This is a genomic window from Curtobacterium sp. MCPF17_047, assembly GCF_003234045.1.
Taxonomy (GTDB): Bacteria; Actinomycetota; Actinomycetes; order Actinomycetales; family Microbacteriaceae; genus Curtobacterium.
Map to the genome: position 1 here is coordinate 220,160 of NZ_QKSF01000002.1, position 21,436 is coordinate 241,595.

At 70.5% G+C, this 21,436-nt stretch carries 19 protein-coding genes; 1 reads left to right on the forward strand and 18 read right to left on the reverse strand.

What is annotated here, in order from left to right; genetic code table 11:
* Window positions 1-48 precede the first annotated feature (48 nt).
* From DEJ33_RS03400 to DEJ33_RS03480, 17 genes are all read right to left on the reverse strand, one after another.
* Complete coding sequence (locus DEJ33_RS03400; RefSeq protein WP_146242510.1) at window positions 49-5,985, reverse strand: Ig-like domain-containing protein; 5,937 nt, start codon at window positions 5,983-5,985, stop codon at window positions 49-51.
* Window positions 5,958-7,385 carry a serine/threonine-protein kinase gene (locus DEJ33_RS03405; protein WP_111077256.1) on the reverse strand — a complete coding sequence of 476 codons (1,428 nt, stop codon included), beginning with the start codon at window positions 7,383-7,385 and terminating at the stop codon, window positions 5,958-5,960. The genes DEJ33_RS03400 and DEJ33_RS03405 overlap by 28 nt, the downstream gene beginning before the upstream one ends.
* Before the next feature lie 98 nt (window positions 7,386-7,483).
* A complete protein-coding gene (locus tag DEJ33_RS03410; protein WP_258366404.1) occupies window positions 7,484-8,311 on the reverse strand; it encodes a PP2C family serine/threonine-protein phosphatase in 828 nt (275 codons plus the stop codon).
* A 3-nt stretch (window positions 8,312-8,314) separates the two neighbouring features.
* Entirely contained in the window at window positions 8,315-8,911 is a 597-nt protein-coding gene (locus DEJ33_RS03415; protein WP_111194268.1) for a hypothetical protein, read from the reverse strand.
* Window positions 8,912-8,964: 53 nt separating this feature from the next.
* The gene (locus DEJ33_RS03420) at window positions 8,965-9,519 is read right to left on the reverse strand and encodes a hypothetical protein (protein WP_111077258.1); all 555 of its coding nucleotides are present in this window, start codon (window positions 9,517-9,519) and stop codon (window positions 8,965-8,967) included.
* A gap of 95 nt (window positions 9,520-9,614) precedes the next feature.
* The gene (locus DEJ33_RS03425) at window positions 9,615-10,385 is read right to left on the reverse strand and encodes a peroxide stress protein YaaA (protein ID WP_309147002.1); all 771 of its coding nucleotides are present in this window, start codon (window positions 10,383-10,385) and stop codon (window positions 9,615-9,617) included.
* The gene (locus DEJ33_RS03430) at window positions 10,382-10,645 is read right to left on the reverse strand and encodes a F0F1 ATP synthase subunit epsilon (protein ID WP_110902146.1); all 264 of its coding nucleotides are present in this window, start codon (window positions 10,643-10,645) and stop codon (window positions 10,382-10,384) included. Before DEJ33_RS03430 ends, DEJ33_RS03425 begins: the two co-directional genes overlap by 4 nt.
* Before the next feature lies 1 nt (window position 10,646).
* Window positions 10,647-12,101, reverse strand: a complete 1,455-nt coding sequence (atpD, locus tag DEJ33_RS03435; RefSeq protein ID WP_110902145.1) for a F0F1 ATP synthase subunit beta — start codon at window positions 12,099-12,101, stop codon at window positions 10,647-10,649.
* Window positions 12,102-12,147: 46 nt separating this feature from the next.
* Entirely contained in the window at window positions 12,148-13,050 is a 903-nt protein-coding gene (locus tag DEJ33_RS03440) for a F0F1 ATP synthase subunit gamma (protein ID WP_111043790.1), read from the reverse strand.
* Window positions 13,051-14,679 carry a F0F1 ATP synthase subunit alpha gene (gene atpA, locus DEJ33_RS03445; protein WP_110902143.1) on the reverse strand — a complete coding sequence of 543 codons (1,629 nt, stop codon included), beginning with the start codon at window positions 14,677-14,679 and terminating at the stop codon, window positions 13,051-13,053. It lies immediately after the preceding gene.
* A gap of 106 nt (window positions 14,680-14,785) precedes the next feature.
* Window positions 14,786-15,580: a F0F1 ATP synthase subunit delta gene (locus DEJ33_RS03450; RefSeq protein WP_111043791.1), complete on the reverse strand. Its 795-nt coding sequence runs from the start codon at window positions 15,578-15,580 to the stop codon at window positions 14,786-14,788.
* A gap of 2 nt (window positions 15,581-15,582) precedes the next feature.
* A complete protein-coding gene (locus DEJ33_RS03455; RefSeq protein ID WP_111077260.1) occupies window positions 15,583-16,149 on the reverse strand; it encodes a F0F1 ATP synthase subunit B in 567 nt (188 codons plus the stop codon).
* A gap of 9 nt (window positions 16,150-16,158) precedes the next feature.
* Complete coding sequence (atpE, locus tag DEJ33_RS03460; protein WP_058729232.1) at window positions 16,159-16,395, reverse strand: ATP synthase F0 subunit C; 237 nt, start codon at window positions 16,393-16,395, stop codon at window positions 16,159-16,161.
* Window positions 16,396-16,456: 61 nt separating this feature from the next.
* The gene (gene atpB / locus DEJ33_RS03465) at window positions 16,457-17,317 is read right to left on the reverse strand and encodes a F0F1 ATP synthase subunit A (protein WP_181432868.1); all 861 of its coding nucleotides are present in this window, start codon (window positions 17,315-17,317) and stop codon (window positions 16,457-16,459) included.
* A gap of 104 nt (window positions 17,318-17,421) precedes the next feature.
* Window positions 17,422-17,901 (reverse strand): hypothetical protein, encoded by a 480-nt coding sequence (locus tag DEJ33_RS03470; protein ID WP_111077261.1) that lies wholly within the window; start codon window positions 17,899-17,901, stop codon window positions 17,422-17,424.
* Window positions 17,898-19,151 (reverse strand): MraY family glycosyltransferase, encoded by a 1,254-nt coding sequence (locus DEJ33_RS03475; protein WP_111077262.1) that lies wholly within the window; start codon window positions 19,149-19,151, stop codon window positions 17,898-17,900. The genes DEJ33_RS03470 and DEJ33_RS03475 overlap by 4 nt, the downstream gene beginning before the upstream one ends.
* Window positions 19,148-19,822, reverse strand: a complete 675-nt coding sequence (locus DEJ33_RS03480; protein WP_111077366.1) for an L-threonylcarbamoyladenylate synthase — start codon at window positions 19,820-19,822, stop codon at window positions 19,148-19,150. The genes DEJ33_RS03475 and DEJ33_RS03480 overlap by 4 nt, the downstream gene beginning before the upstream one ends.
* A gap of 38 nt (window positions 19,823-19,860) precedes the next feature.
* Here DEJ33_RS03480 and DEJ33_RS03485 point away from each other — a divergent pair, with 38 nt between their 5' ends.
* On the forward strand, window positions 19,861-20,532 hold the full coding sequence (locus tag DEJ33_RS03485) for an HAD family phosphatase (protein WP_258374584.1): 672 nt from the start codon (window positions 19,861-19,863) through the stop codon (window positions 20,530-20,532).
* Between the two features lie 31 nt (window positions 20,533-20,563).
* On the opposite strand, the gene prmC is transcribed toward DEJ33_RS03485, so the two are convergent.
* Window positions 20,564-21,436, reverse strand: a complete 873-nt coding sequence (gene prmC / locus DEJ33_RS03490) for a peptide chain release factor N(5)-glutamine methyltransferase (RefSeq protein ID WP_111077264.1) — start codon at window positions 21,434-21,436, stop codon at window positions 20,564-20,566.

Below are 21,436 nucleotides of genomic sequence, written 5' to 3' on the forward strand. Positions count from 1 at the left end.
CGGGTGTCGTTCCTTCGGTGGTGGGGACGGCGTCGGCGGTGCTGGCGGTCACGATGTCGGCTCGGCGGGGTCGCCGGCACCGGGTGCGGGGTCAGCCGGAGGGTCCACCGGTGGGTCGGCCGCTGCGACGGGTGACGTCGGCGAGGACCTGCCGGTCGTGGCCGAGAGCCTGGGGTCGGCGTCCAGCTGCACCGTGACGAGGATCCGGACGGACCTGGCGCCGGCTGGCGCTGTCGGGGCCGTGTCGCCGGGTTGCCAGGTGTCCGCGTCCTGTGGCGTGATCCCGACCGTGCCGTCGCCGTCGCTGTACCACCGGGCCGTGTACGACGTCACACTCACACCGCTGCCGACGGTCGGACCGCTGACCACGATCTGCTGCCCCTCCTGCGCGCCGTCCACCGAGCTCGACGTGTCGAAGGCGACACCCGGTGCGGACCACGAATCGTCCTTGCCGGTGCAGAAGGCGTCGCCGGGCGCCCCGCACGCCTGGAGCGTGAGGGTGGCCGGGGCGTTCCGCGCGCCGGTCCCGGGCACCCCCGTCCAGGCCTGGCCGGGCTGGAGCGAGAGGACCGATGTGCCCGTCTGGAGGCGGTAGTGGTCGACCTCCGCACCCGGGGCGGTGACCCGGAGGTCGGACTGCGTGGCGGTCGCCCCGGAGACGATCGCGACGGCCGGGGCAGCGGTGCCGCCCGGGGTCTCGTAGGCGACCGCGCTGGCGGAGGCGACGTTGCAGAACAGGCCGTTGTCGGACACCACCGCGTACCGGACGCCACCGCCGCCGACACCCGCGTCGGTCGTCCCGGACTCCGCGCCGAGCGATGTCTGGCCCGACAGGGTGTCGCAGCTCGGGCTGCTCCCCGGTGCGACCCGGTACACCCGGTAGGCCGGACCGGACCCCCCGGCACCGTCCGCGGGCGACCAGGTGATCGTCACCGTCGACCTGCCCTGGTCGTCCGGCTGCTCACCGGTGACGGCCCGGACGTCCTGCGGCGCGCCGGGGGTCCCGACGGCGGTTCCGGACGCCGTCGCGCTGTTCCACTGCACGACCGTGCCGTCCCGAGCCGCGTCGTTGCGGGGCGAGACGGTCACGACGTAGACCGCGCCGCTCGTCGCGCCGCTGAAGGACGTGGTCGTCGCGGTGCCCGTGCGTCTCGTGTCACTGAGGCCAGGGCCGGCGATCGTCACGACGTGGTCGTCGACGGCGCTGCCCGTGGCGGGTCGGGGCACCGGGTCCCACGAGACGTCGAGCTGCCCGGGGTTCGTCCGGTCGGGGACGACCGAGAGCCCGGTCGGCGCCGTCGGGACGAAGTCGGCGCTCATCGTGGCTGACTGCGGCGACGGCTGCGAACTGCCGAGTTCGTTCTCGGCCAGGACGCTGAACCGGTAGGACGCGGTCGGGTCCAGCCCGGTGACCGTGCAGACGGTGGCGGTGCCGCAGTCCTTCGTGACGCCGCCGGTCCCGGTCACGCGGTAGCCGGTGATCGGTGCGTTGTTCGCACGGGGGGTGGACCAGTTCAGCGTGACCTGCCCACCGGCCTCGGTACCGGTCCGGGTCGGGGTACCCGGCGCGTCCGGGACATCCTGCACCGAGACCGTCACGTCGCCCCACACGGATCGGTCGGCGTCCCCCGTCGCATCGACGGCCCGGTACTGCAGGTGTGTGTCGACCGGCTTCGCGTCCGCGGCGACGCTCACCCGGAGGCGCGACCGGTCGGCACTCGGGGTGATCGTCACGCCCGCGGGGATGCCGCCGGCGAGGCCGCGGATGTCGACGACCCGCAACGGCTGCCCCGGGAAGGGGTTCGTCTGTCGGTCGTTCGCGAGCACGTCGACCGTGGTGGACGTGCCTCGTCGTACGACCGCGCTGTCCGGCCCGGGCTGCACCAGCGGTCGGGTCGACGTGACGACCTCGATCGTGATGCGGCCCGACCGCCCCTGGGCCGTCGAGTCGGCGACACCGACGCCGACCGTGGACCGCTCGCCCGGTGACGCCGCGTCGTCGACCGCGACGGTCAGGCGCCGCCCGGAGATCGTCGCCGTCGTGCCGTTGCCCGGTCGCTCGACCACGGACCACCGCAACTCCGGCAGGTCCCCCGGGTACGGGTAGTCGGTCAGCTTGGTGAGGTCGAGCACGCGCCGGTCGCCGGGCTGCATCTCGAGGGTCGTCCCCGTGAGCGCCGGCGGCTGGTTCGAGCGCGGCGTCACGGTGATCGGCAGCACGAGGGTCGCGACACGTCCGGTTCCGCCGTTCGCAGCCGATCCGTCCGTCACCTCGAACGAGATCGACGCCTTGCCGAAGTAGAGCTTCGACGAGGTGAACTGCAGCGTCGAGTCGTCGACCACCAGGGAACCACCGTCGGCGTGCGTCGCCTTCACGGCCCCGGGGTCGGTGACGACCGCGGTCTTGCCGTTCGCGGTCACGACGTAGCGGGACAGCGGGATACGGACCGTCGACTCACTGCGGACGGAGACCGCGGGAGCGGTCCGGTCAAGCTGCGGGAGCGCGTCGTCAGCGCCCGGGACGTGGACGAAACCGTAGGACACCACGTCCGGGTGGTCGCGTCGTGCGACCGAGAACGGGATCACCTGCGACGTGTCCGAGACACGGACGACGAGGCGGTCGTCACCGGTGACGGACGCGGTGCCGCGGTAGCCGTCGACCACGCCGACCCGGAGGTCCGCGTCCGTGCCCTCGGCGAAGAAGACGTTCCGGAGGACGTCGACGGTGACGGTCTGCCGTCCGATCACGTCCTGGAGGTCGAGCACGGTGTCGTCGACCTCGGGGCGCAGTGGGAGTGCGTCCTCGTCGACCGTCACGGTGACGAACGCGGTACTGGTCGCGCCCTGGTCGTCGGCCACCGTGTACGCCACCGCGAAGTCGCCGCGCCGGGCGGACGGCGGCGGGGTCACCTGGACGGTCTGGCCGCCGACGACCCGCGCGCGGACGTCCGGCGCGGTGGGCTCCACCGCGGTGACGGTGAGGCGACCGCCCTCGGGGTCGGAGTCGTTCTGCAGCACCCGGACCGACACGGATCCGCCGGGGCGGATGGTGACGCGGTCGGCCTCGGCGACGGGACGGCCGGCCGCGTCGGCACGCGGGGCGATGCCGACGCGGACCGTGCCCGTGGCGCGGGCCCCGAGGGCATCGACCACGGTGTAGGTGAACTCGTCCGTCCCCGCTGAGTAGTCACCGGCTTCGTAGGTGAGCGAATCGGCGGCGACGTCCGCCACCGAGCCCTTCTCCGGGTTCGATGCCACGCCGACGAGCTGCACGGAGTCGCCGTCCGGGTCGATCCCGCTCAGGGGCACCGAGACGCGCACTGACTGACCGGCGACCACGCGCGCCGTCACCGTCTGCGGGACGGGCGCGCCGTTCGTCGCACGGTCGCGGTCACGGACGGACACCGAGACGGTCGCGTCTGCGGTCTGCCCGTCCGGTCCGGCGACCCGGTACGCCGCCGTGTAGGTGCCCGGGGTGTTCGGTGCGAGGTAGCGCAGGTGGTCACCGGAGGCGAACAGCAGACCGGCACCGCGAGGGACGTCCTGGACGAGGTCGGGCAGCAGCGAGATCGCTCCGCCCTCCGGCTGGGTGTCGTTGGCGAGGACGTCGATGTCGGTGACGGCGCCGACCCGGACGGTCGCTGTGTCCGGCTGGGCGACGGGCGGCTGGATGCGCTCCGGCTCGGGGATCTCGACGACCGTGATCGTGCCCGTGGCCGTCGCGAGTCCGTTCGACACCGTGTAGCCGAAGGACACCGGGCCGTCGAGCGGTGCGGTGAGGCTCACCCGGACGATGTGCTGGTCGACCACGTCGGCCTGGACGCCGGAACCGCTCGGCGGCCCGTCGAGTCCGGTGACGAGGAGGACGCCGCCGGCCGGGTCGAAGTCGGTCGCCGTCACGTCGGTGTCCTTCGACGAGAGCGTGGTGACGAAGACGGTCTTCGGCGTCGTCACCGGCGCGGCCGAGGCGTCGGGCGGCGCGAGCACGGTGATCCGGACCACGCCGCTCGCCGTCTTGGTTCCGTCCGAGACGGTGTACTCGAGCTGCCAGTCCCCCGGCGTCCGCGCTTCGACGCGCACGGTCCCGCTGTCGTAGCTCGGCGTCACCGTCAGGCCTGGCGCTGACGACACGCTCGTGAGGGTGACGGCACCGTTGCCCCCGCGGACGTGATCGAGCGGTTCCACCGTGAACGGCTTGTCGGCGTACCCGCTCACGGGGAAGCCCTCGGCGCGCAGCGGCACGTCGCCCTGCGCCGCCACCGTCACCGTGACCGGACCGCGACCGGTGTCCCGGCCGTCGCTGACGGTGACCTGCTGGACCCGGTCGCCGGTGCGACCGCTGTCGTTCCGGTAGTCGAGCAGGCCGTCCGGCGTGGTCGAGGTGTGGTCGCCCTCGGACGGGTCGGCCGACTCGAGGTACACCGGGTCGCCGTCGGGGTCGATCCAGTCGCCGAGGACGTTCGTCGAGACGTGCCCGCCCCGGACGACGTCGGCCCGTGTCGCGCGGACCTGCCGGGGCGGCTCGTTCTCGGACTCCGGCCGGACGGTCACCCGGACGGTCGCCGTCGCGGACCCCCCGTTGCCGTCGGTGATCGTGTACGGGAACGTCACGACACCGGTGGCCGCGGCGGGCAGGGAGACCTGCAGCTGTTGGCCGTCGGTGACGATCATGACGCGCGCCACCGAGTCGTCGACGTCGCCGACGTCGCTGACGACCAGCGGGTCGCCGTTCGGGTCGTGGTCGTTGAGCAGGACCGGGAGGGTCGTGGTGCGGCCAGGACGAGCACCGAGGTCGTCGTCGACCGCGACGGGCGGGGCCTGCTCCTTCTCGACCTCCGGGTCGTCGTCCGACGCCCGCTCCTGCTGCTGGTCGTCCTGCTCGTCGACGAGCTGCGCCCAGTTGTCGATGAGCTGACCGCTGCGGCCGACGGCCCAGGAGCGCCCGGTCTCCGGGTCGTTGGCCACCACGGTGCGCCCGTTGTGCACCACTTGGAGCGCCGCGCCGCCCGGAACCCGGTCGAGGTCCTGCACGGCACGACCGTCGCAGGTGTCGATCGCCTGCCCGCCACTCCACGCTCCGAACGTGCACCCGTCGTCGGTCCACGGTCGAGCGGCACGTCCGGAGACGGCGAGGGCGGACTGCTGCACGGCGCCGGAAGCGGACACACGGACGAGGCCGGCAGTGCCCGCGACCGTCACGTCGTCACCGGTGCTGGTCGACTGCTGCAACGCGGGTGCGGAGCCGACTCGGTCCCCCAGGTCGACGGTCCGCCCGTCGATCGAGAGCACGCCGTCGGTGCGGTCGAGGACGGCGATGTGGTCGCCGACGGTCGCGACCTGGAAGGCGTGCGTGCGGTCCATCCGGACGGATGAGCGGCGTTCCACGGTCGGGGTCGTACCCAGAGCGACGAGCGACGCGGTGCCGGTCCGCGGCGAGTACACCGCGACGTGGTCGGCAGACGCGTCGAACACGGCATCAGCGCCCAGGGTCAGTTGCGGGTCCGTCGAGGCGTCGAACTCGTCGAGGGAGTCCGCGGGTGTGGACCAGAGGTCGCCAGTGTCCGCGTTGCCGATGACGGCGGTGTCCCCGGCGAAGAGGACGGTCGGCGAACCCGTGGGCAGCGTGACGGCGTCACCCAGGGTGGCGTCCGCGACGTCGACCCGGGCCACCGTGCCCTTCGTCTGGTCGACCGCGTAGACCGTCGATCCGTGCTGCAGCACGGCAGTGGCGTCCGAGGAGGTCTCCACCGCGGTGTTCAGTTCGAGCACCTGTGGATTGACGCGGCCCACCGCTCCGTACTGCGCCGAGGGCACCCAGACCGTGCCGTCGCCGAGGTCGACGCGCTGTGCGTGGTAGCCGTTCGACACGAGCGCCGTCCCGGCGACGACCGCCCCGACGACGACGGCCACCGCGGTCGTCACGGTCGCGGAACGCCGGGCAGCGAGCAGCCGTCGGATCACCGGGCTCCGCCGATCGTGCCGCACCGCTCGACGCTGTCCGCCCCGGTGCGGCCGTCACGGTTCACCGCGACCCGGATGCACTGCTCGACGCCGGGGCGGCCGGTCGCGACGAACGTCGTCCCGGTCTGCTGGCTCGTCGCACCATCGGTCGTCACGACGAAGGTGTCGCCCTGCTGGAGGCCCGGATCGGTCCAGCGGAACGTCACGGCGGACGCACCGGCGGTGGCGCTGACGTCCGACACGACGGGTACGGCGTCGTCACCGCCGCGGGTGAGGACAGCCGCGGTGGTCACGGCAAGCGCCACCACCACGACCGAGGACAGGACGGTCGCCCAGACCAGAGCAGACCGCGATCCGCGGCGGCCGCGCGCGGTGGAGGCGGACCGGTGGACGGTCCCGACACTCTCTGACGCGCTCGCCACCGCGCCGCCGCGCAGGGTGGAGCGGGTCCGACGACGACGGCCCGACCGAGCTCCGGCCCCACCGCCACCCGCACCGACCGCCGCGATGACGGTCTGTTCGCCGGGGCGCGACGGTGTGGCGACCGCCCAGGCCTCGACCGCGACCTCGGCCGGGGTCTGCGGGAGACCGAGCTCGGCCTCGACCTGCTGGAACCCACGCACGAGTTCCATGACCGTCGGAGGTCGGTCCCGTGGGCGCCGCGAGAGCGCTGTACCCAGGACTCGTTCGAGGGTCGGTGGCACGTCGGGACGCCCGGTGGGCAGCGGTCCGCCCTTGTCGATCCGCGCCATGAGGTCGGCGGCGCCGTTCTTGCCGCCGGGCACCTCGAACGGACTCCGCCCGGCCAGGAGCGAGTACACGGTCGCTGCGAGCGAGTAGACCTCGGACTGGATCGTGCCGCGCGACTCGTCGCCGAGCACCTCCGGCGCCGACCACGGGATCGACATGCCGACGGGCTCGTCGGGATCGGCCTCTCCGAGGGTCGCGGCGATCCCGAAGTCCGACAGCACCGGGTTGCCGTAGGCCGTGAGCAGGATGTTCGACGGCTTCACGTCACGGTGCAGCACGCCGTCGCGGTGTGCGGTCTCGAGCGCCGAGCCGATCCGCACGCCGACCGAGAGGACCTGCGACACCGGGACCGGTTCGCGACGGTAGCGCTCGCTGATCGACGCCGAGCAGAGCTCCATGACGAGGTACGGGCGACCGTCCGCGGCGACGCTCGCCTGGAACACGGTGAGGATCGAGGGGTGGGTGCTGAGACGCGCCATCAGGTTCGCCTCGGCCTGGAACATCTGGCGGACGCGGTCGTCCACGACCTCGTCGAGCAGGACCTTGACCGCGACCTGGCGTCGGGGCATGTCCTGCTCGTAGAGGAACACGTCGGCGAAGCCACCGGAGCCGAGCACGTGCACCGGACTGAAGCCCGGAAGCACGGGAGGGCTCGACGGCAGTCTGCGGGCCATGGACGCTCCTTCCCGGCTGAGTGGCGTGGTCACGACGGCGTTGCGGGATTCTACCGGGCCTGGTCGTCCAGACCCGTTCGCAGCACGTCCCGTCGAGGTCAGTGACGCGGGAGGGTGTCCTCGATGTCGTCGGGCACCGCCGGGGCGTCGTCGACCTGCAGCACGACGACCGTGACGTTGTCCCGACCGCCGGCGATGACGGCGTCGCCCACGAGCCGCTCCGCGAGCTCCTGCGGGTCGTCGACCTTCGCAGCGATGCGCGAGATGCCGACGTCGCCGATCTCCTTCGTCAGGCCGTCCGAGCAGACCACGTAGCGGTCGCCGGTCCGGAGCGGGATGGTCCACCAGTCCGGCTCCGGCGGCTCGCCGAACCCGACGGCCCGGGTGATGACGTTGCTGTCCGGGTGGGACTCGGCGTCCTCGGCCCGGAGGACACCGGCGTCCACCATCTCCTGCACCACCGAGTGGTCGATCGTCAGTCGCTTCAAGGGTGCTCCCGCATCGCTGCGGTAGGTGCGCGAGTCACCGACGTTGAACACGAGTGCCGAGGGCTGTCCGTGCGTCGCGACGAGCGCCACGCCGGTGACGGTCGTGCCGGCACCGATGGCGTTGCCGCCCGCTGCCCGCTCGATGTCGGCGGTGGCGAGCAGCAGTGCCCGCTGGATGGTCTGCCGCGAGGCAAACGGTTCGGTGGTGGAGTCGCCGAGGCGGCGCACGACCGCGTCGGACGCCCGGTCACCCGCCAGGTGGCCACCCATGCCGTCCGCCACCACGAAGTAGGGGGCGTCGACGATGTAGCTGTCCTCGTTGTGGTCACGGCGGCGTCCGACGTCGGTCGCGGCCCCCCACGACAAGGTCAGCGTCGCACCGTTGCCGTCGGGCAAGTCGATGGCGTGGGAGGAGGCAGCACGGCCGAGTTCGGTCACGGTTCAGGGTCGCTCTCTGGGGGTTCGGGACGGACCGGTGGTGGACGGTGGAGACAAGAGGGGTCCGGACGACTCGCGACCGCCGGGAGGGACGGACCGCAGGTACGGCGACAGCACCTCGATGGTGGCGCCGTCCCCGATGTCGACAACCGTACCGGTCAGCACGACCATCGAGGCACCCGAGGGCATCCGGTGCGGCGGGGCGCCGGGAGCGCGGACGACCGTGCCGTTCGTGGCGTGCAGGTCGTCGACGACGGCGGTGGACCCGGCGGCGTGGAACAGGACGTGGGAGGAGGACACCACTCCGCCCGGCGAGGGCACGGTCACGAGTTCCGGCACCGGGCCCTGGACGACCCGCGGGGGGCCGGGCCGCCGGCCGACGACGACGGGACGGTCCAGGCGGTACACCCGTACCCCGATCCGGATCGAGGGGACGTCCGCGGGGAGGCCGGCCTCCTGGTCCGGGCGAGACGACGCCGGAGTCCGATGACGCCCGGGACGAACGAAGGTGTCGTCGAGCTGCCCCGGAGCGGTGGTCGCCCGACGCCGGTCCGCCGCACGCAGCACGGTGTCGTCGAGCTGGTCCTCGTCGTCCTGCACGTGCGGCTCCTCCGGTCGGCACCACAACCGTAGACGATGCGGTGCACCCGGTCTCATCCACGCCACGCCGCCCGGATGCCCAGCGTGCAACTGCGGAGCACCAGTTGCGCGAGCGGGTCGTCAGCGCGCAGGTCGAGCGCGTACCGCGCCCGCGTCTCGGCACGGAGCTCCGCGCCCAGAGCCCACGCGCACCACGCACCGAGCCCGAGTGCTCCCCCGACGCCGACCACGGACTGTCCGGAGTCGCGTTCCCCGGACCACTGACGCCAGGCGTCCACACAACGGTCGCCGGCCCGTCGCACCCGGTCGCGGTCGGGCTCCGGACCGGATCCGAGCAGCGCCGAGGGCATCGGGTCGGTGAACGGATCGTGCCCGCTGATGCCGATCGGGTCGTCGGCGTCCGGGTCGGCCAGGAACCCGAGGAGCGCCACGCGGGTCGACAGCGCGCCGCACGCCGTCGTGAGCGCGATGCCGCCCGCCGTGGTCAGGGGGCCCGGTGCGACGAGGGCGCGAGCAGCGCTCGGCAGCGTGACGGCAGCGGCGATCTCGTGACTGTGGCGAGGGGAAGTCGGGGGCGTGGGTCCGGTCGTGGTGTCTGTGGTTCGCATGCAGGCGAGCCTGACGTGGGTCGGGCCTCCAGGACGGCCGCTCCAGCGACCAGTGGACGGCCAACCGTCGCGACCGCCCTGTGGAGGGACGGAGGTCAGACCGCCACGGGCTCGAGACTCTCGGCGACCAGGTCCCAGCCGTTCCCGACCTGCTCGATGACGACTCCGTGCGCCGCAGCCCAGGCGGCGAGTTCCACCATCGAGGAAACCGACGCCTGGGTCCGCCCGAGCAGCGAGACGAGCCACCCCTTCGCCGTCTTGTTCCAGTGGTTCAGTGCCTTGCGTCGACCGTCTCCGGCGACGCTGACCACGCGCAGGGGAACGCTGTCCGGAACCGGCGCGAGCGCGCGGTAGCCCTCCGACCGGAGGTCGAGGACCAGCCCCGGCGGACGGGTCGCCAGCGCCGCTGATGCCGGAACAGACCAGTGCGACGCGAGCCGGATCCCGGGGAGCCGGGAATCGTGCGACAGCCGGTACGCGGGGATCCGGTCCCCCGCGCCCACCGGTCCGAACATCGCGGACTGCACGACGACGTGACGATCCCACCAGGCGCGCGTCCCCGCGTCCGCGGTCAAGGCGTCCAGCGGGTCATAGAGCACGCCCGTGTACCGCTCGACGGCCGGCATGGTCGGACTGGTCTCGAGGACCATGTTGCGGAGTCGTTCGGCGACCGACTTCGGCCCGAGCTTCAACGCCGTCCGCGCGGAGCTCTCCTCAGAACTGACGGAGCGGGCCGCGGTGATCACCGCGGCCCGCTCTGTGGCCAGTTCCGGGAACGAGAGCTCACCCAGATCGAGCGAGCTCTCTGTGTCCCCGCCCTCCCGCTTCGTCTCGGACGGCGGGAGGAGGACGGTCAGTCCGGTCAGGACGCCAGCGCGGCCTGCCGCGCAACGATCGTGACCGTGTCGTGCTCGACGGAGAGGAAGCCGTCCTCCGCGTCGACCGCGACCGTGGAGCCGTCGGCCCGCGTGATGCGGACCTGACCCTGCGCGAGGATCGCGAGCATCGGCTCGTGTCCCGCGAGGATGCCGATCTGGCCCTCGGTCGTGCGCGCGACGACCATGGTGGTGTCGCCCGACCAGACCTCGCGGTCAGCCGAGACGACGCTCACGGTGAGACCCGCCATCTCAGCGGTTCTCCTTCTGGATCTGAGCCCACTTCTCTTCCACGTCGTTGATGCCACCGACGTTGAAGAACGCCTGCGTCGCGACGTGGTCGAACTCGCCATCGGCGATGGCGCGGAAGGACTCGATGGTGTCCTTGAGGGGCACCGTGGAGCCCTCGACACCGGTGAACTTCTTCGCCATGTAGGTGTTCTGGGACAGGAACTGCTGGATGCGACGGGCGCGCTCCACCGTGATCTTGTCCTCTTCGGAGAGCTCGTCGACACCGAGGATGGCGATGATCTCCTGCAGCTCCTTGTTCTTCTGGAGGATCTGCTTGACGCGCGTGGCGGTCTCGTAGTGGTCGGCGCCCAGGTACCGGGGGTCCATGATCCGTGACGTGGAGGTCAGCGGGTCGATGGCCGGGTAGAGACCCTGCGACGCGATCTCGCGGGAGAGCTCCGTGGTGGCGTCGAGGTGGGCGAACGTGGTCGCCGGCGCCGGGTCGGTGTAGTCGTCAGCCGGCACGTAGATCGCCTGCAGCGAGGTGATCGAGTGGCCACGCGTCGAGGTGATGCGCTCCTGGAGCACACCCATCTCGTCAGCGAGGTTCGGCTGGTAGCCCACCGCGGACGGCATGCGACCGAGCAGCGTGGAGACCTCGGAACCGGCCTGCGTGAAGCGGAAGATGTTGTCGATGAAGAGCAGGACGTCCTGCTTCTGCACGTCGCGGAAGTACTCCGCCATCGTCAGCGCCGACAGGGCGACACGGAGGCGCGTCCCCGGCGGCTCGTCCATCTGGCCGAACACGAGGGCCGTCTTGTCGAAGACCCCTGCCTCTTCCATCTCACCGATGAGGTCGTTGCCCTCACGGGTGCGCTCACCGACACCGGCGAACACCGACACACCGCCGTGGTCCTGCGCGACACGCTGGATCATCTCCTGGATGAGGACGGTCTTGCCGACGCCCGCACCACCGAAGAGACCGATCTTGCCACCCTGCACGTACGGGGTGAGGAGGTCGATGGACTTGATGCCGGTCTCGAACATCGAGGTCTTGGACTCGAGCTGGTCGAAGGCCGGGGCCTTGCGGTGGATCGGCCAGCGCTCGGTGATCTCGATCTTCTCGTCGGAGTTGAGCACGTTGCCGAGGACGTCGAAGACCTTGCCCTTGGTGACGTCGCCGACGGGGACCGAGATCGGAGCGCCCGAGTCACGGACTTCCTGACCACGGACCAGGCCGTCGGTCGGCTTCAGGGAGATGGCACGGACGAGGTCGTCGCCGAGGTGCTGCGCGACCTCGAGGCCGATCTCCTGCGACGACTCACCGATGGTGATGGTCGTGAACAGGAGGTTGTACATCTCCGGGATCGCGTCATGCGGGAACTCGATGTCGACGACGGGACCCGTGACACGGGCGATCCGGCCGACACCGGGCGCCGACGACGTCTCGACCGCGGTGGTTGCGGTGTCGGTCATGGCTGGTGCCTTCCTGGGGTGGGTGTCTGTCCGCGCACGCGGCGGACTACTTCTTCTTCGACGAGAGGGCGTCGGCGCCGCCGACGATCTCGGAGATCTGCTGCGTGATCTCGGCCTGTCGCGCGTTGTTCGCGAGACGGGTGAAGTCACGGATCAGGGAGTCGGCGTTGTCGCTCGCCGCCTTCATGGCCTTCTGACGGGCGGCGTGCTCGGAAGCAGCCGACTGCAGCATGGCGTTGAAGATGCGGCTCTCGATGTAGACCGGGAGGAGCGAGTCGAGCACCGCGTCGGCGTCCGGCTCGAACTCGTAGAGCGGGAGCGGCTCGTCGCCCTGGGGCTCGTCCACTCCGTCCACGACCTCGAGCGGCAGCAGGCGGACGACCTGCGGCTCCTGCGTGGCGAGGCTGAGGAACCGGTTGAAGACGATGTGGATCTCGTCCACGCCACCCTCTGCGGTGTCCTGCAGGAACTTCGCCACGACGGCGTCGCCGATCTCCTTGGCGGTCGAGAACTCCGGCTGGTCGGTGTTGCCGACCCACTGCTGCTCCGACGCGCGCTCGCGGAACGTGAAGTACCCGACGGACTTGCGCCCGACCAGGTAGTACACGATGTCCTTGCCCTCGCTGCGGAGCAGGGAGGCGAGCTCCTCGCCCTGCTTGAGGACGTTCGTGCTGAACGCGCCGTTGAGACCGCGGTCCGAGGTGAACAGCACCACGGCCGCGCGGGTCGACGTCGCCGGCTCGGTGGTCAGCACGTGGTCGACGTTCGAGAACGTCGCCACGGCCGACACGGCCCGGGTCACCGCACGGGAGTACGGACCGGACGCGGCCATGCGGGCTTGCGCCTTCTGGATCCGCGACGCCGAGATCAGCTCCATGGCGCGCGTGACCTTCTTCGTGGTCTTCGCGGACTTGATCCGCTGACGGTAGACCCGGACCTGCGCTGCCATCTAGCGACGACCCTTGACGATCTGCTCCTGGTCGACGTCCTCGGAGTCCGCGGCGTCGAACTGCTCCGAGCCGAGCGTCTTGCCGTCGCTCGTTTGGAAGCTCTTCGTGAACTCGTCGATCTGCTTCGACATCTCGGCGACGGTGTCGTCGCTGAGCTGGTTCGTCTCGCGCAGGGTCGTGAGCACGTCGGAGTTGCGACGCAGGTGGTCGAGCAGCTCGGACTCGAAACGCAGCACGTCCGGCACGGGGACCGTGTCGAGCTTGCCGTTGGTGCCGGCCCAGATCGAGACGACCTGCTCCTCCACCGGGTACGGCGAGTACTGCGGCTGCTTGAGCAGCTCGGTCAGGCGGGCACCACGGTCGAGCTGACGACGCGACGCCTGGTCGAGGTCGGACGCGAACATCGCGAACGCCTCGAGCGAGCGGTACTGCGCCAGTTCGAGCTTCAGGGTGCCGGAGACCTTCTTGATCGACTTCACCTGGGCGTCACCACCGACGCGGGACACCGAGATGCCCACGTCGACGGCCGGACGCTGGTTCGCGTTGAAGAGGTCCGACTGCAGGAAGATCTGGCCGTCGGTGATCGAGATCACGTTGGTCGGGATGTACGCCGAGACGTCGTTCGCCTTCGTCTCGATGATCGGGAGACCCGTCATCGATCCGGCGCCGAGCTCGTCGGACAGCTTCGCGCAACGCTCCAGCAGACGGGAGTGCAGGTAGAAGACGTCACCCGGGTATGCCTCGCGTCCCGGCGGACGACGCAGGAGGAGCGACACCGCACGGTAGGCCTCGGCCTGCTTCGACAGGTCGTCGAAGATGATCAGGACGTGCTTGCCCTGGTACATCCAGTGCTGGCCGATGGCCGAGCCGGTGTAGGGGGCCAGGTACTTGAAGCCGGCCGGGTCGGAGGCCGGAGCGGCGACGATGGTCGTGTACTCCATCGCGCCGGCGTCCTCGAGCGCACCCTTGACGGAGGCGATCGTGGAGCCCTTCTGACCGATGGCGACGTAGATGCAGCGGACCTGCTTGTTCTCGTCGCCGGAGTCCCAGTTGGCCTTCTGGTTGATGATCGTGTCGATCGCGATGGCCGTCTTGCCGGTCTGGCGGTCACCGATGATCAGCTGACGCTGGCCGCGGCCGACGGGGATCATCGCGTCGATCGCCTTGATGCCGGTCTGCATCGGCTCGTGGACCGACTTGCGGGACATGACGCCCGGCGCCTGCAGCTCGAGGGCACGACGACCCTCGGCGGCGATCTCGCCGAGACCGTCGATCGGGGCACCGAGCGGGTCGACGACCCGGCCGAGGAATGCGTCGCCGACGGGGGCGGAGAGGACCTCACCCGTGCGGGTGACTTCCTGGCCCTCTTCGACGCCGGAGAACTCGCCGAGCACGATGGCACCGATCGAGTCCTCGTCGAGGTTCTGGGCGAGGCCGAGCGTGCCGTCCTGGAAGCGGATCAGCTCGTTGGCCATGACGCCGGGGAGGCCTTCGACGTGGGCGATGCCGTCACCGGCGTCGGTGACGTGCCCGACCTCGGCCGTGGAGGCCTTCGTCGGCTCGTAGTTCGAGACGAAGTCCTTCAGGGCATCACGGATCTCATCGGGGCTGATGGTGATGTCTGCCATGGGATTTTCCTTGTTGGTTTCCGGGGCCCTTCGGCTCCGAGAGGGTGATGCTGCCGGGCGGGGCAGTTCCCGTTGTGGACTTGGAGGGACGAGTCCGACCGTACGCTCAGCCGGCGAGCTGCAGACGGAGGTCTGCGAGCCGCGTCGCGACGGTGCCGTCGATGACGTCGCCGCCGACCTGCACGCGCACCCCGCCGACGACCGAGGGGTCGACGACGCGGTTCACGGTGATGTCCCGTCCGTAGCGCTGCGCGATCCCCCGGGCGACACGAGCCGCCTGGTCGTCGGACAGCGGCGTCGCCGTGATGACCGTGGCGACGAGCTTGTCCGCCTGGTCTGCGACGATCCGGGAGGCGTCACGCACGATCTCGCCGATGCGGCGGCCGCGGGGCTGCTGCACGAGGTTCGACACGATGGTGATCGTCTGCTGCGACACCTTGCCGGCCAGCAGACGCTCCGCGAGGGAGCCCTTCTGGTCGGCGCTGCCGAGCTTGGTCCCGAGCGCGAGCTCGAGTCCGGCGTCCGAACGGACCGCGGTCTCGAAGGCGAACAGCTCGGCCTCGATCGAGGTCGACTGGTCCGCCGTGGCGGCCACGGCGCGTACCGCTGCGTCCTCGATGCCGGCAAGCAGGTCACCCTGCGACGACCAGCGCGAACCGGCCACGGCGGCCAGGACGGCGCGCGTGGCGTCGCTCTGTCCGGCGAAGACGCGGTCGATGAGGACCTTCTTGCCTGCGGTGTCGGCTGTCGGGTCGGCGAGCAGGTTGAGCAGCTGCGGCGCCCGGGCGATCGCTCGCCCGGAGGCGAAGATCTGTGCTCCGACGCCCAGGTCGACGGCACCGCCGAGGTCGGCGAGCACCGCCCTGGTGGACGTCATCGCTTCGCGGGTGGCGCTGCGCATGCTCAGTGCTCCGTTCCGGCCGCCGTCTGGGCACCCTGCGACGACTCGAGGTCGGCGAGGAAGCGGTCGACGACGGCGGTCGCCTTGGCGTCGTCCTGGAGGGACTCGCCGATGACACCCGACGCGAGGCCGAGTGCGAGCGTGCCGACCTCGGAGCGGAGCGACTGGAGCGCGCTCTGGCGCTCTGCCTCGATCTGCGCCTGGGCGTTCGCGGTGATGCGTGCGGCGTCGGCGCTGGCCTGCTCGCGGACCTCGTTGCCGATCGCGGTGGCGTCGGCACGGGCCTGCTCACGGATGCGCGATGCCTCGGCACGCGCATCAGCCAGCTGCTTGTTGTACTCGTCGAGCGCAGCAGCGGCCTGTTCCTGGGCGGCTTCGGCCTTCTTGATGCCGCCTTCGATGGCCTCGGTGCGCTCATCGAGCATCTTCGTGATCCGCGGCGTGACGACACGCCACATCACGATGAAGATGATGACGAAGGCCACCGCCGACCACAGGATGTCGTACCACTCGGGGATCAGCGGATTGTGGGCCGCTTCCTCCGCCGCGATGATGAGTGCAGTCTGCATCGAGAAGCCTTACGCGGTGAAGATGAAGTACGTCGCGATGCCGATGAAGGCAAGGGCCTCGGTGAAGGCGATACCGATGTACATGAGGGTGGTGAGGCGACCCTGGAGCTCGGGCTGGCGGGCCACGGACTCGATGGTCTTGCCGACGACGATGCCGACGCCGATGGCCGGGCCGATCGCAGCGAGGCCGTAGCCAACCGTCGCGATGTTGCCGTTGATCTCCGCGAGAACGGTCGTTGCGTCCACGTGTTTTCCTTTCGAGGTGCGGGTCCGACGAGTGTCGGTCCCGTAGGGGGTCAGAAGGGTGTCAGTGCTCGTCAGCCAGCGCGAGCTGGATGTAGACGGCCGTCAGCAGCATGAAGACGTACGCCTGGAGCAACCCGACGAGGACTTCGAAGAAGCTGAAGGCGATGCCGAACGCGAGCGTCCCGACACCGAACAACTTGAAGAGGCTCTCCGCGTCGAAGAAGAAGAACCAGGTCGCCGAGAAGAACAGGACGAGGAGCAGGTGCCCCACGACCATGTTCATCAGGAGTCGCAGCGTCAGCGTGATCGGACGGAGCACGAAGGTGGAGACGAGCTCGATCGGCGTCACGATGATGTACAGCGGCCACGGCACCCCGGGCGGGAAGAGCGAGTTCCGGAGGAACGTGCCCGGGTGCTTGCGGAGCCCGGCGTAGATGAACGCGACGTAGGCGACGATCGCGAGGATCATCGGCATCGCGATGCGGCTGGTACCGGCGATGTTCATGAACGGGACGAGTCCCGTGAGGTTCATGAACAGGACGCCGAAGAAGATCGTCGCGAGGAGCGGCAGGAAACGCTTGCCGTCCTTCTCACCCAGGTTGTCGAAGGTGTTCCGACGGACGACGTCGAAGGCGTACTCGATGAATGCCTGTCCACGGTTGGGGACCAGCTTGAGCGCGCGGGTTCCGGCGAACGCGAAGACGAGGAGCACGGCCACCGCGAAGAAGCGGATGAGGACGATGCGGTCCATCTCGAACGCAGTACCGGCGAAGAAGATCGGGTCCGGGAAGAACTCGTTGATCGACGGACCATGGAACTCGGCGGCCTTGCTGCTCCCCGCCGCGACGGGGTTACCCGCAGCGATGAGGGACAGGGGAAGAGCGTGGGATAGCAGCGCTGTCTCCTGTGTCGGGGCGCGCACGCATGGCACGCGGAGGTGGACTGGTGTGGAGGCTTGCCCGTCCGAGCTCATGCTCCGGCAGCGGGCTCCCGAAGCCTATCAGGTGTGTGCGGCTTCTCGGGCTCTCAGGCAGCGGGGCCGTGATCCTCAGCGTCCGTTCGGTCTCCCGGCAGCTCGACGCCGATCGGGACGCGCGCACGTGCGATGACGGTGACGTCGATGACGAGCGAACCGATCACACCGATGATGATCGCGATCGCGAGGACGGGCGTGTTGACCCAGTCACGGTCCTTGAGTGCCACGAGCACGACGATGAACAGGACGAACTTCACCAGGAAGGTGCCCATGATCGTGCCGAAGAAGGCGCCGGAGATCATCTGACCGCCGGAGAACCGGATCGCCAGGAGCACGCTGACCGCGGTGAGCCCGCAGAACACGACGCTCAACACCGCACCGATCAGCCCGCCGGTCAGCCCGGGGCCGCCCGCGACGAACCAGCCGACGACACCCCCGACGATGGCGAGGGCACCGGCGAGGACCGCGCCCTGCAGGAGGATGCGGCGGAACACCGGCCGGACGTGGTCGAGGCCGTTCGGGGTGGTCACGAGGGGTCTCCAGAGATCGGGTGGGACGAGGGGCGGGTGGGTGCGTCACGGATGGAGGCGGCGCGGTCCAACGGGTCGAGACTGGCGTCCACGGCTCCCCCGTTCCGGGCGGTCGTCTGCGCGGCGATCTCCACGCGCTTGCGTCCGAGCGGCGCGAACGTGGCGATGGCGCACGCCGTGAAGCCGACGGCGACGAAGGCCGTGACCCACCACCAGTTGACGAAGAGGAACAGCAGGCAACCGAACGCGACGGTCGCCGTCCACGCGTAGAAGACCAGCACCGCGTGGAAGTGCGAGTGCCCCATGTCCAGCAGGCGGTGGTGCAGGTGCTTCCGGTCGGCGGAGAAGGGTGACTTGCCGGCACTGACGCGACGGACCACGGCGAGGGCGAAGTCCAGGATCGGCACGACGAGGATCGCGAAGGGCAGCAGGATCGGGATGAACGCCGGCAGCAGGTCGGTGCGGGTGCGCACGGCGGCTGGGTCGATGTTGCCCGTGATCGACACCGCACTGGTGGCCATCAGGAACCCGACCAGAAGTGCGCCGGCGTCACCCATGAACAGCTTCGCGGGGTGCCAGTTGAGCACGAGGAACCCGGCACAGGCACCGACCAGCACCGCGGTCAGCAGCGACGGCAGGTTGAAGAAGAACTCCGTCTCGACCACCACGCGGTTGATGAAGAACGTGTAGAGGAAGAACACCCCACCGGCGATGATCGCGACGCCGGCGACCAGACCGTCCAGGCCGTCGATGAAGTTGACTGCGTTCATCACCAGGACGACGGCGAGCACCGTGAAGATCAGGCTCATGTAGGACGAGCCGACGCCGAGCGTGTTGCCGATCGGCAGTGAGACGATCGCGACGCCCTGCCACGCGAGGATGCCTGCGGCGATGATCTGGCCCGCGAGCTTCGTCATCCAGTCGAGGTCCCAGATGTCGTCCGCGACACCGAGCACCACGATGATCGTCGCCCCGGCAAGGACGGCCAGCACCCGCCCCGGCTCCGCGAAGACGAGCCGGAAGTAGTCCTGGCCGGCGATCGCCGGGAAGAGGAACCACGCGCAGAGCAGCGACACGATCACGCCGAGGAACATCGCGATGCCGCCGAGTCTCGGCGTCGGGGTGCGGTGCACGTCCCGTTCGCGGACCTTCGGGTACCACCTGTACCTGACGCCGAGCTTCCAGACGAGCCAGCTCACCAGGAAGCTCACGACCGCCGAGATGACCCCCGCGAGCAGGTAGAACTTCACCGCAGGAGGTCGTCCCCGACGACCCGCCTGATCTCGTCGTCGGAGATCACGCCGTGGCGCACGATCCGCAGGCCGTCGCCCGCGGCCAGGCCGGTGGCGTCGACGATCGTGGAGCCGGTCGAGGAGGCGGTGCCCTCGTGCACGGGGATCGCGCCTCCGTCGAGGTACACCGCGATGCTGTCGCCGAGCATCCGTTCGGCCTCGTCGATGTCCATCGCGGCGGGCTCACCGGTCGCGTTCGCGGACGACACTGCGAGCGGCCCCACTTCCTGGAGGAGCTCGAGGGCGATGCGCGAGTCCGGCATCCGGAGCGCCACGGTGCCGCGTGTCTCGCCGAGGTCCCAGTCGAGGGACGGCTGCGCGCGGAGGATGACGGTGAGACCGCCGGGCCAGAACTCGTCGACGAGTCGTCGCACCGCTTCGGGGACCTCGCTGGCGAGGGCGTCCATCGTCGCCACGCCCGGGATGAGCACGGGCGGTGGGGACTGCCGCGTCCGGCCCTTCGCGTCCAGGAGGCGCTGCACGGCCTGCGCGCTGAACGCGTCCGCGGCGACGCCGTACACGGTGTCGGTGGGGACGACGACGAGTTCACCGCGACCGAGGGCGGCTCGGGCGAGCCGCATCCCGGTGAGGAGCCCGTCGGGGTCGGAGCAGTCGTATCGGGAAGCCATGACCTGCACGATGATAGTGCGCGAGGATGGGGGGCATCGTGAACGAGACGCCAGCGCCCCCACTCCTGTTCCTCTTCGACATGGACGACGTTCTCGTCCGCTACGACTGGAAGACCCGCATGGCCGGACTCTCCGAGCTGACGGGACACGACTTCGTCGAGCTCCGGCGCCGCTGGTGGGACACCGGCAGCGAGCAGCGCGCCGAGGCGGGGCACTTCGCGGACGGCGACGAGTACCTGGCCGCCTTCCAGGAGGCCATGGGCTGCGACGTCGACGAGGCCGAGTGGGCCCGGGTCCGCGGCGCCGCGATGACCGAGCTGCCCGACCGGCTCGAAGCGGTCCGGATCGCCAAGGAGCACGGCCGGGTGGCGCTCCTCACGAACAACGGTCCGTTGGCCCGACGCTGGCTGCACGAGTGGGTGCCGTCCCTGCCTCCGCTGTTCGGCGAACACCTGGACACGTCGAGCAGGTTCGGTGCGCGCAAGCCCGAGCAGGACGTCTTCCGGCGGGTGCTCGAGCACCACGGCGTCCCCGCCGAGCGGACGTTCTTCGCCGACGACATGCCGGAGAACGTCGCCGGCGCTCGGAGTGTCGGCATCACAGCCGTCCTGGTCGAGCACGACACCGACCTGCGGCACGCGGTCCGGACCTTCGTCGCGGCGCACGAGACCACGCCCGTCCCGACGAACGCCCAGCCGGCCCCCGCCTGACCGCCGACCGGGAGGCTCGACCCAGGTCCGCCTAGCGCGTGGCGGTGGTCGTGCGGTCGCGTCCGGTGAGGTCGACGTGCGTCTCCGGTGATCGGAAGCCGCGCGCGGCGAGGACCGCTCGGACCCCGGCACCCTGCTGTTCGGCGTGCTCGACCACGACGAGACCACCGGGCACGAGCAACCGCCACGCGGTCTCGGTCAGGGCGCGCACGGCGTCGAGGCCGTCGGGTCCGCCGTAGAGCGCGAGTGCCGGGTCGTGGTCGCGGACCTCGGGGTCGATCGGCACCGCGTCGTCCGGGACGTACGGCGGGTTCGACACGACGACCGAGACCTGTCCGTCGAGCTCCGGGAACGCGTCGGCGAGGTCGCCCTCAACGAGTCGCACGGTGCCGCCGTGGGCGTCGACGTTGCACCGGGTCCACGGGAGGGCCTCGGCCGACCGCTCGACGGCGTACACGACGGCGTTCGGAACCTCGGTGTCCATGGCGATGGCGATCGCACCGCTCCCGGCACCGAGATCGACCGCGATCGGCTCGGGGACCGCGGTGGCGCGGAGCGCGTCGATGCCGAACTGCACGACCGACTCGGTCTCGGGTCGTGGCACGAACACCCCCGGTCCGACGGACAGGGTGAGCGCACGGAAGTGGGCTTCGCCGGTGACGTGCTGCAGTGGCTCGCGGGTGACACGTCGCGCCACCGCGTGCCGGAAGCGTTCGACGTGCTCGGCTGCGATCGCTCCCCCGGTCAGCGCCCGGGCCTGCACCGCGCCACGAGAGGTGTCGGTCGCCCACGCCAGCAGCAGCTCGGCGTCGACCTGCGGCGTGGGCACACCCGCTGCCGACAGCGCCGCGACCGCCTCACGCAGGAGGCGGTCCGCGGCGAACGTCGGCTGCGGGAGGTCCAC

What these genes read in the sequence shown, in the direction of transcription:
- DEJ33_RS03405 (WP_111077256.1), bottom strand. Translation starts at nt 7,385, where the DNA reads ATGGCCCGCAGACTGCCGTCGAGCCCTCCCGTGCTTCCGGGCTTCAGT.
- DEJ33_RS03420 (WP_111077258.1), bottom strand. Translation starts at nt 9,519, where the DNA reads ATGCGAACCACAGACACCACGACCGGACCCACGCCCCCGACTTCCCCT.
- DEJ33_RS03430 (WP_110902146.1), bottom strand. Translation starts at nt 10,645, where the DNA reads ATGGCGGGTCTCACCGTGAGCGTCGTCTCGGCTGACCGCGAGGTCTGG.
- atpD (WP_110902145.1), bottom strand. Translation starts at nt 12,101, where the DNA reads ATGACCGACACCGCAACCACCGCGGTCGAGACGTCGTCGGCGCCCGGT.
- DEJ33_RS03440 (WP_111043790.1), bottom strand. Translation starts at nt 13,050, where the DNA reads ATGGCAGCGCAGGTCCGGGTCTACCGTCAGCGGATCAAGTCCGCGAAG.
- atpA (WP_110902143.1), bottom strand. Translation starts at nt 14,679, where the DNA reads ATGGCAGACATCACCATCAGCCCCGATGAGATCCGTGATGCCCTGAAG.
- DEJ33_RS03450 (WP_111043791.1), bottom strand. Translation starts at nt 15,580, where the DNA reads ATGCGCAGCGCCACCCGCGAAGCGATGACGTCCACCAGGGCGGTGCTC.
- DEJ33_RS03455 (WP_111077260.1), bottom strand. Translation starts at nt 16,149, where the DNA reads ATGCAGACTGCACTCATCATCGCGGCGGAGGAAGCGGCCCACAATCCG.
- DEJ33_RS03480 (WP_111077366.1), bottom strand. Translation starts at nt 19,822, where the DNA reads ATGGCTTCCCGATACGACTGCTCCGACCCCGACGGGCTCCTCACCGGG.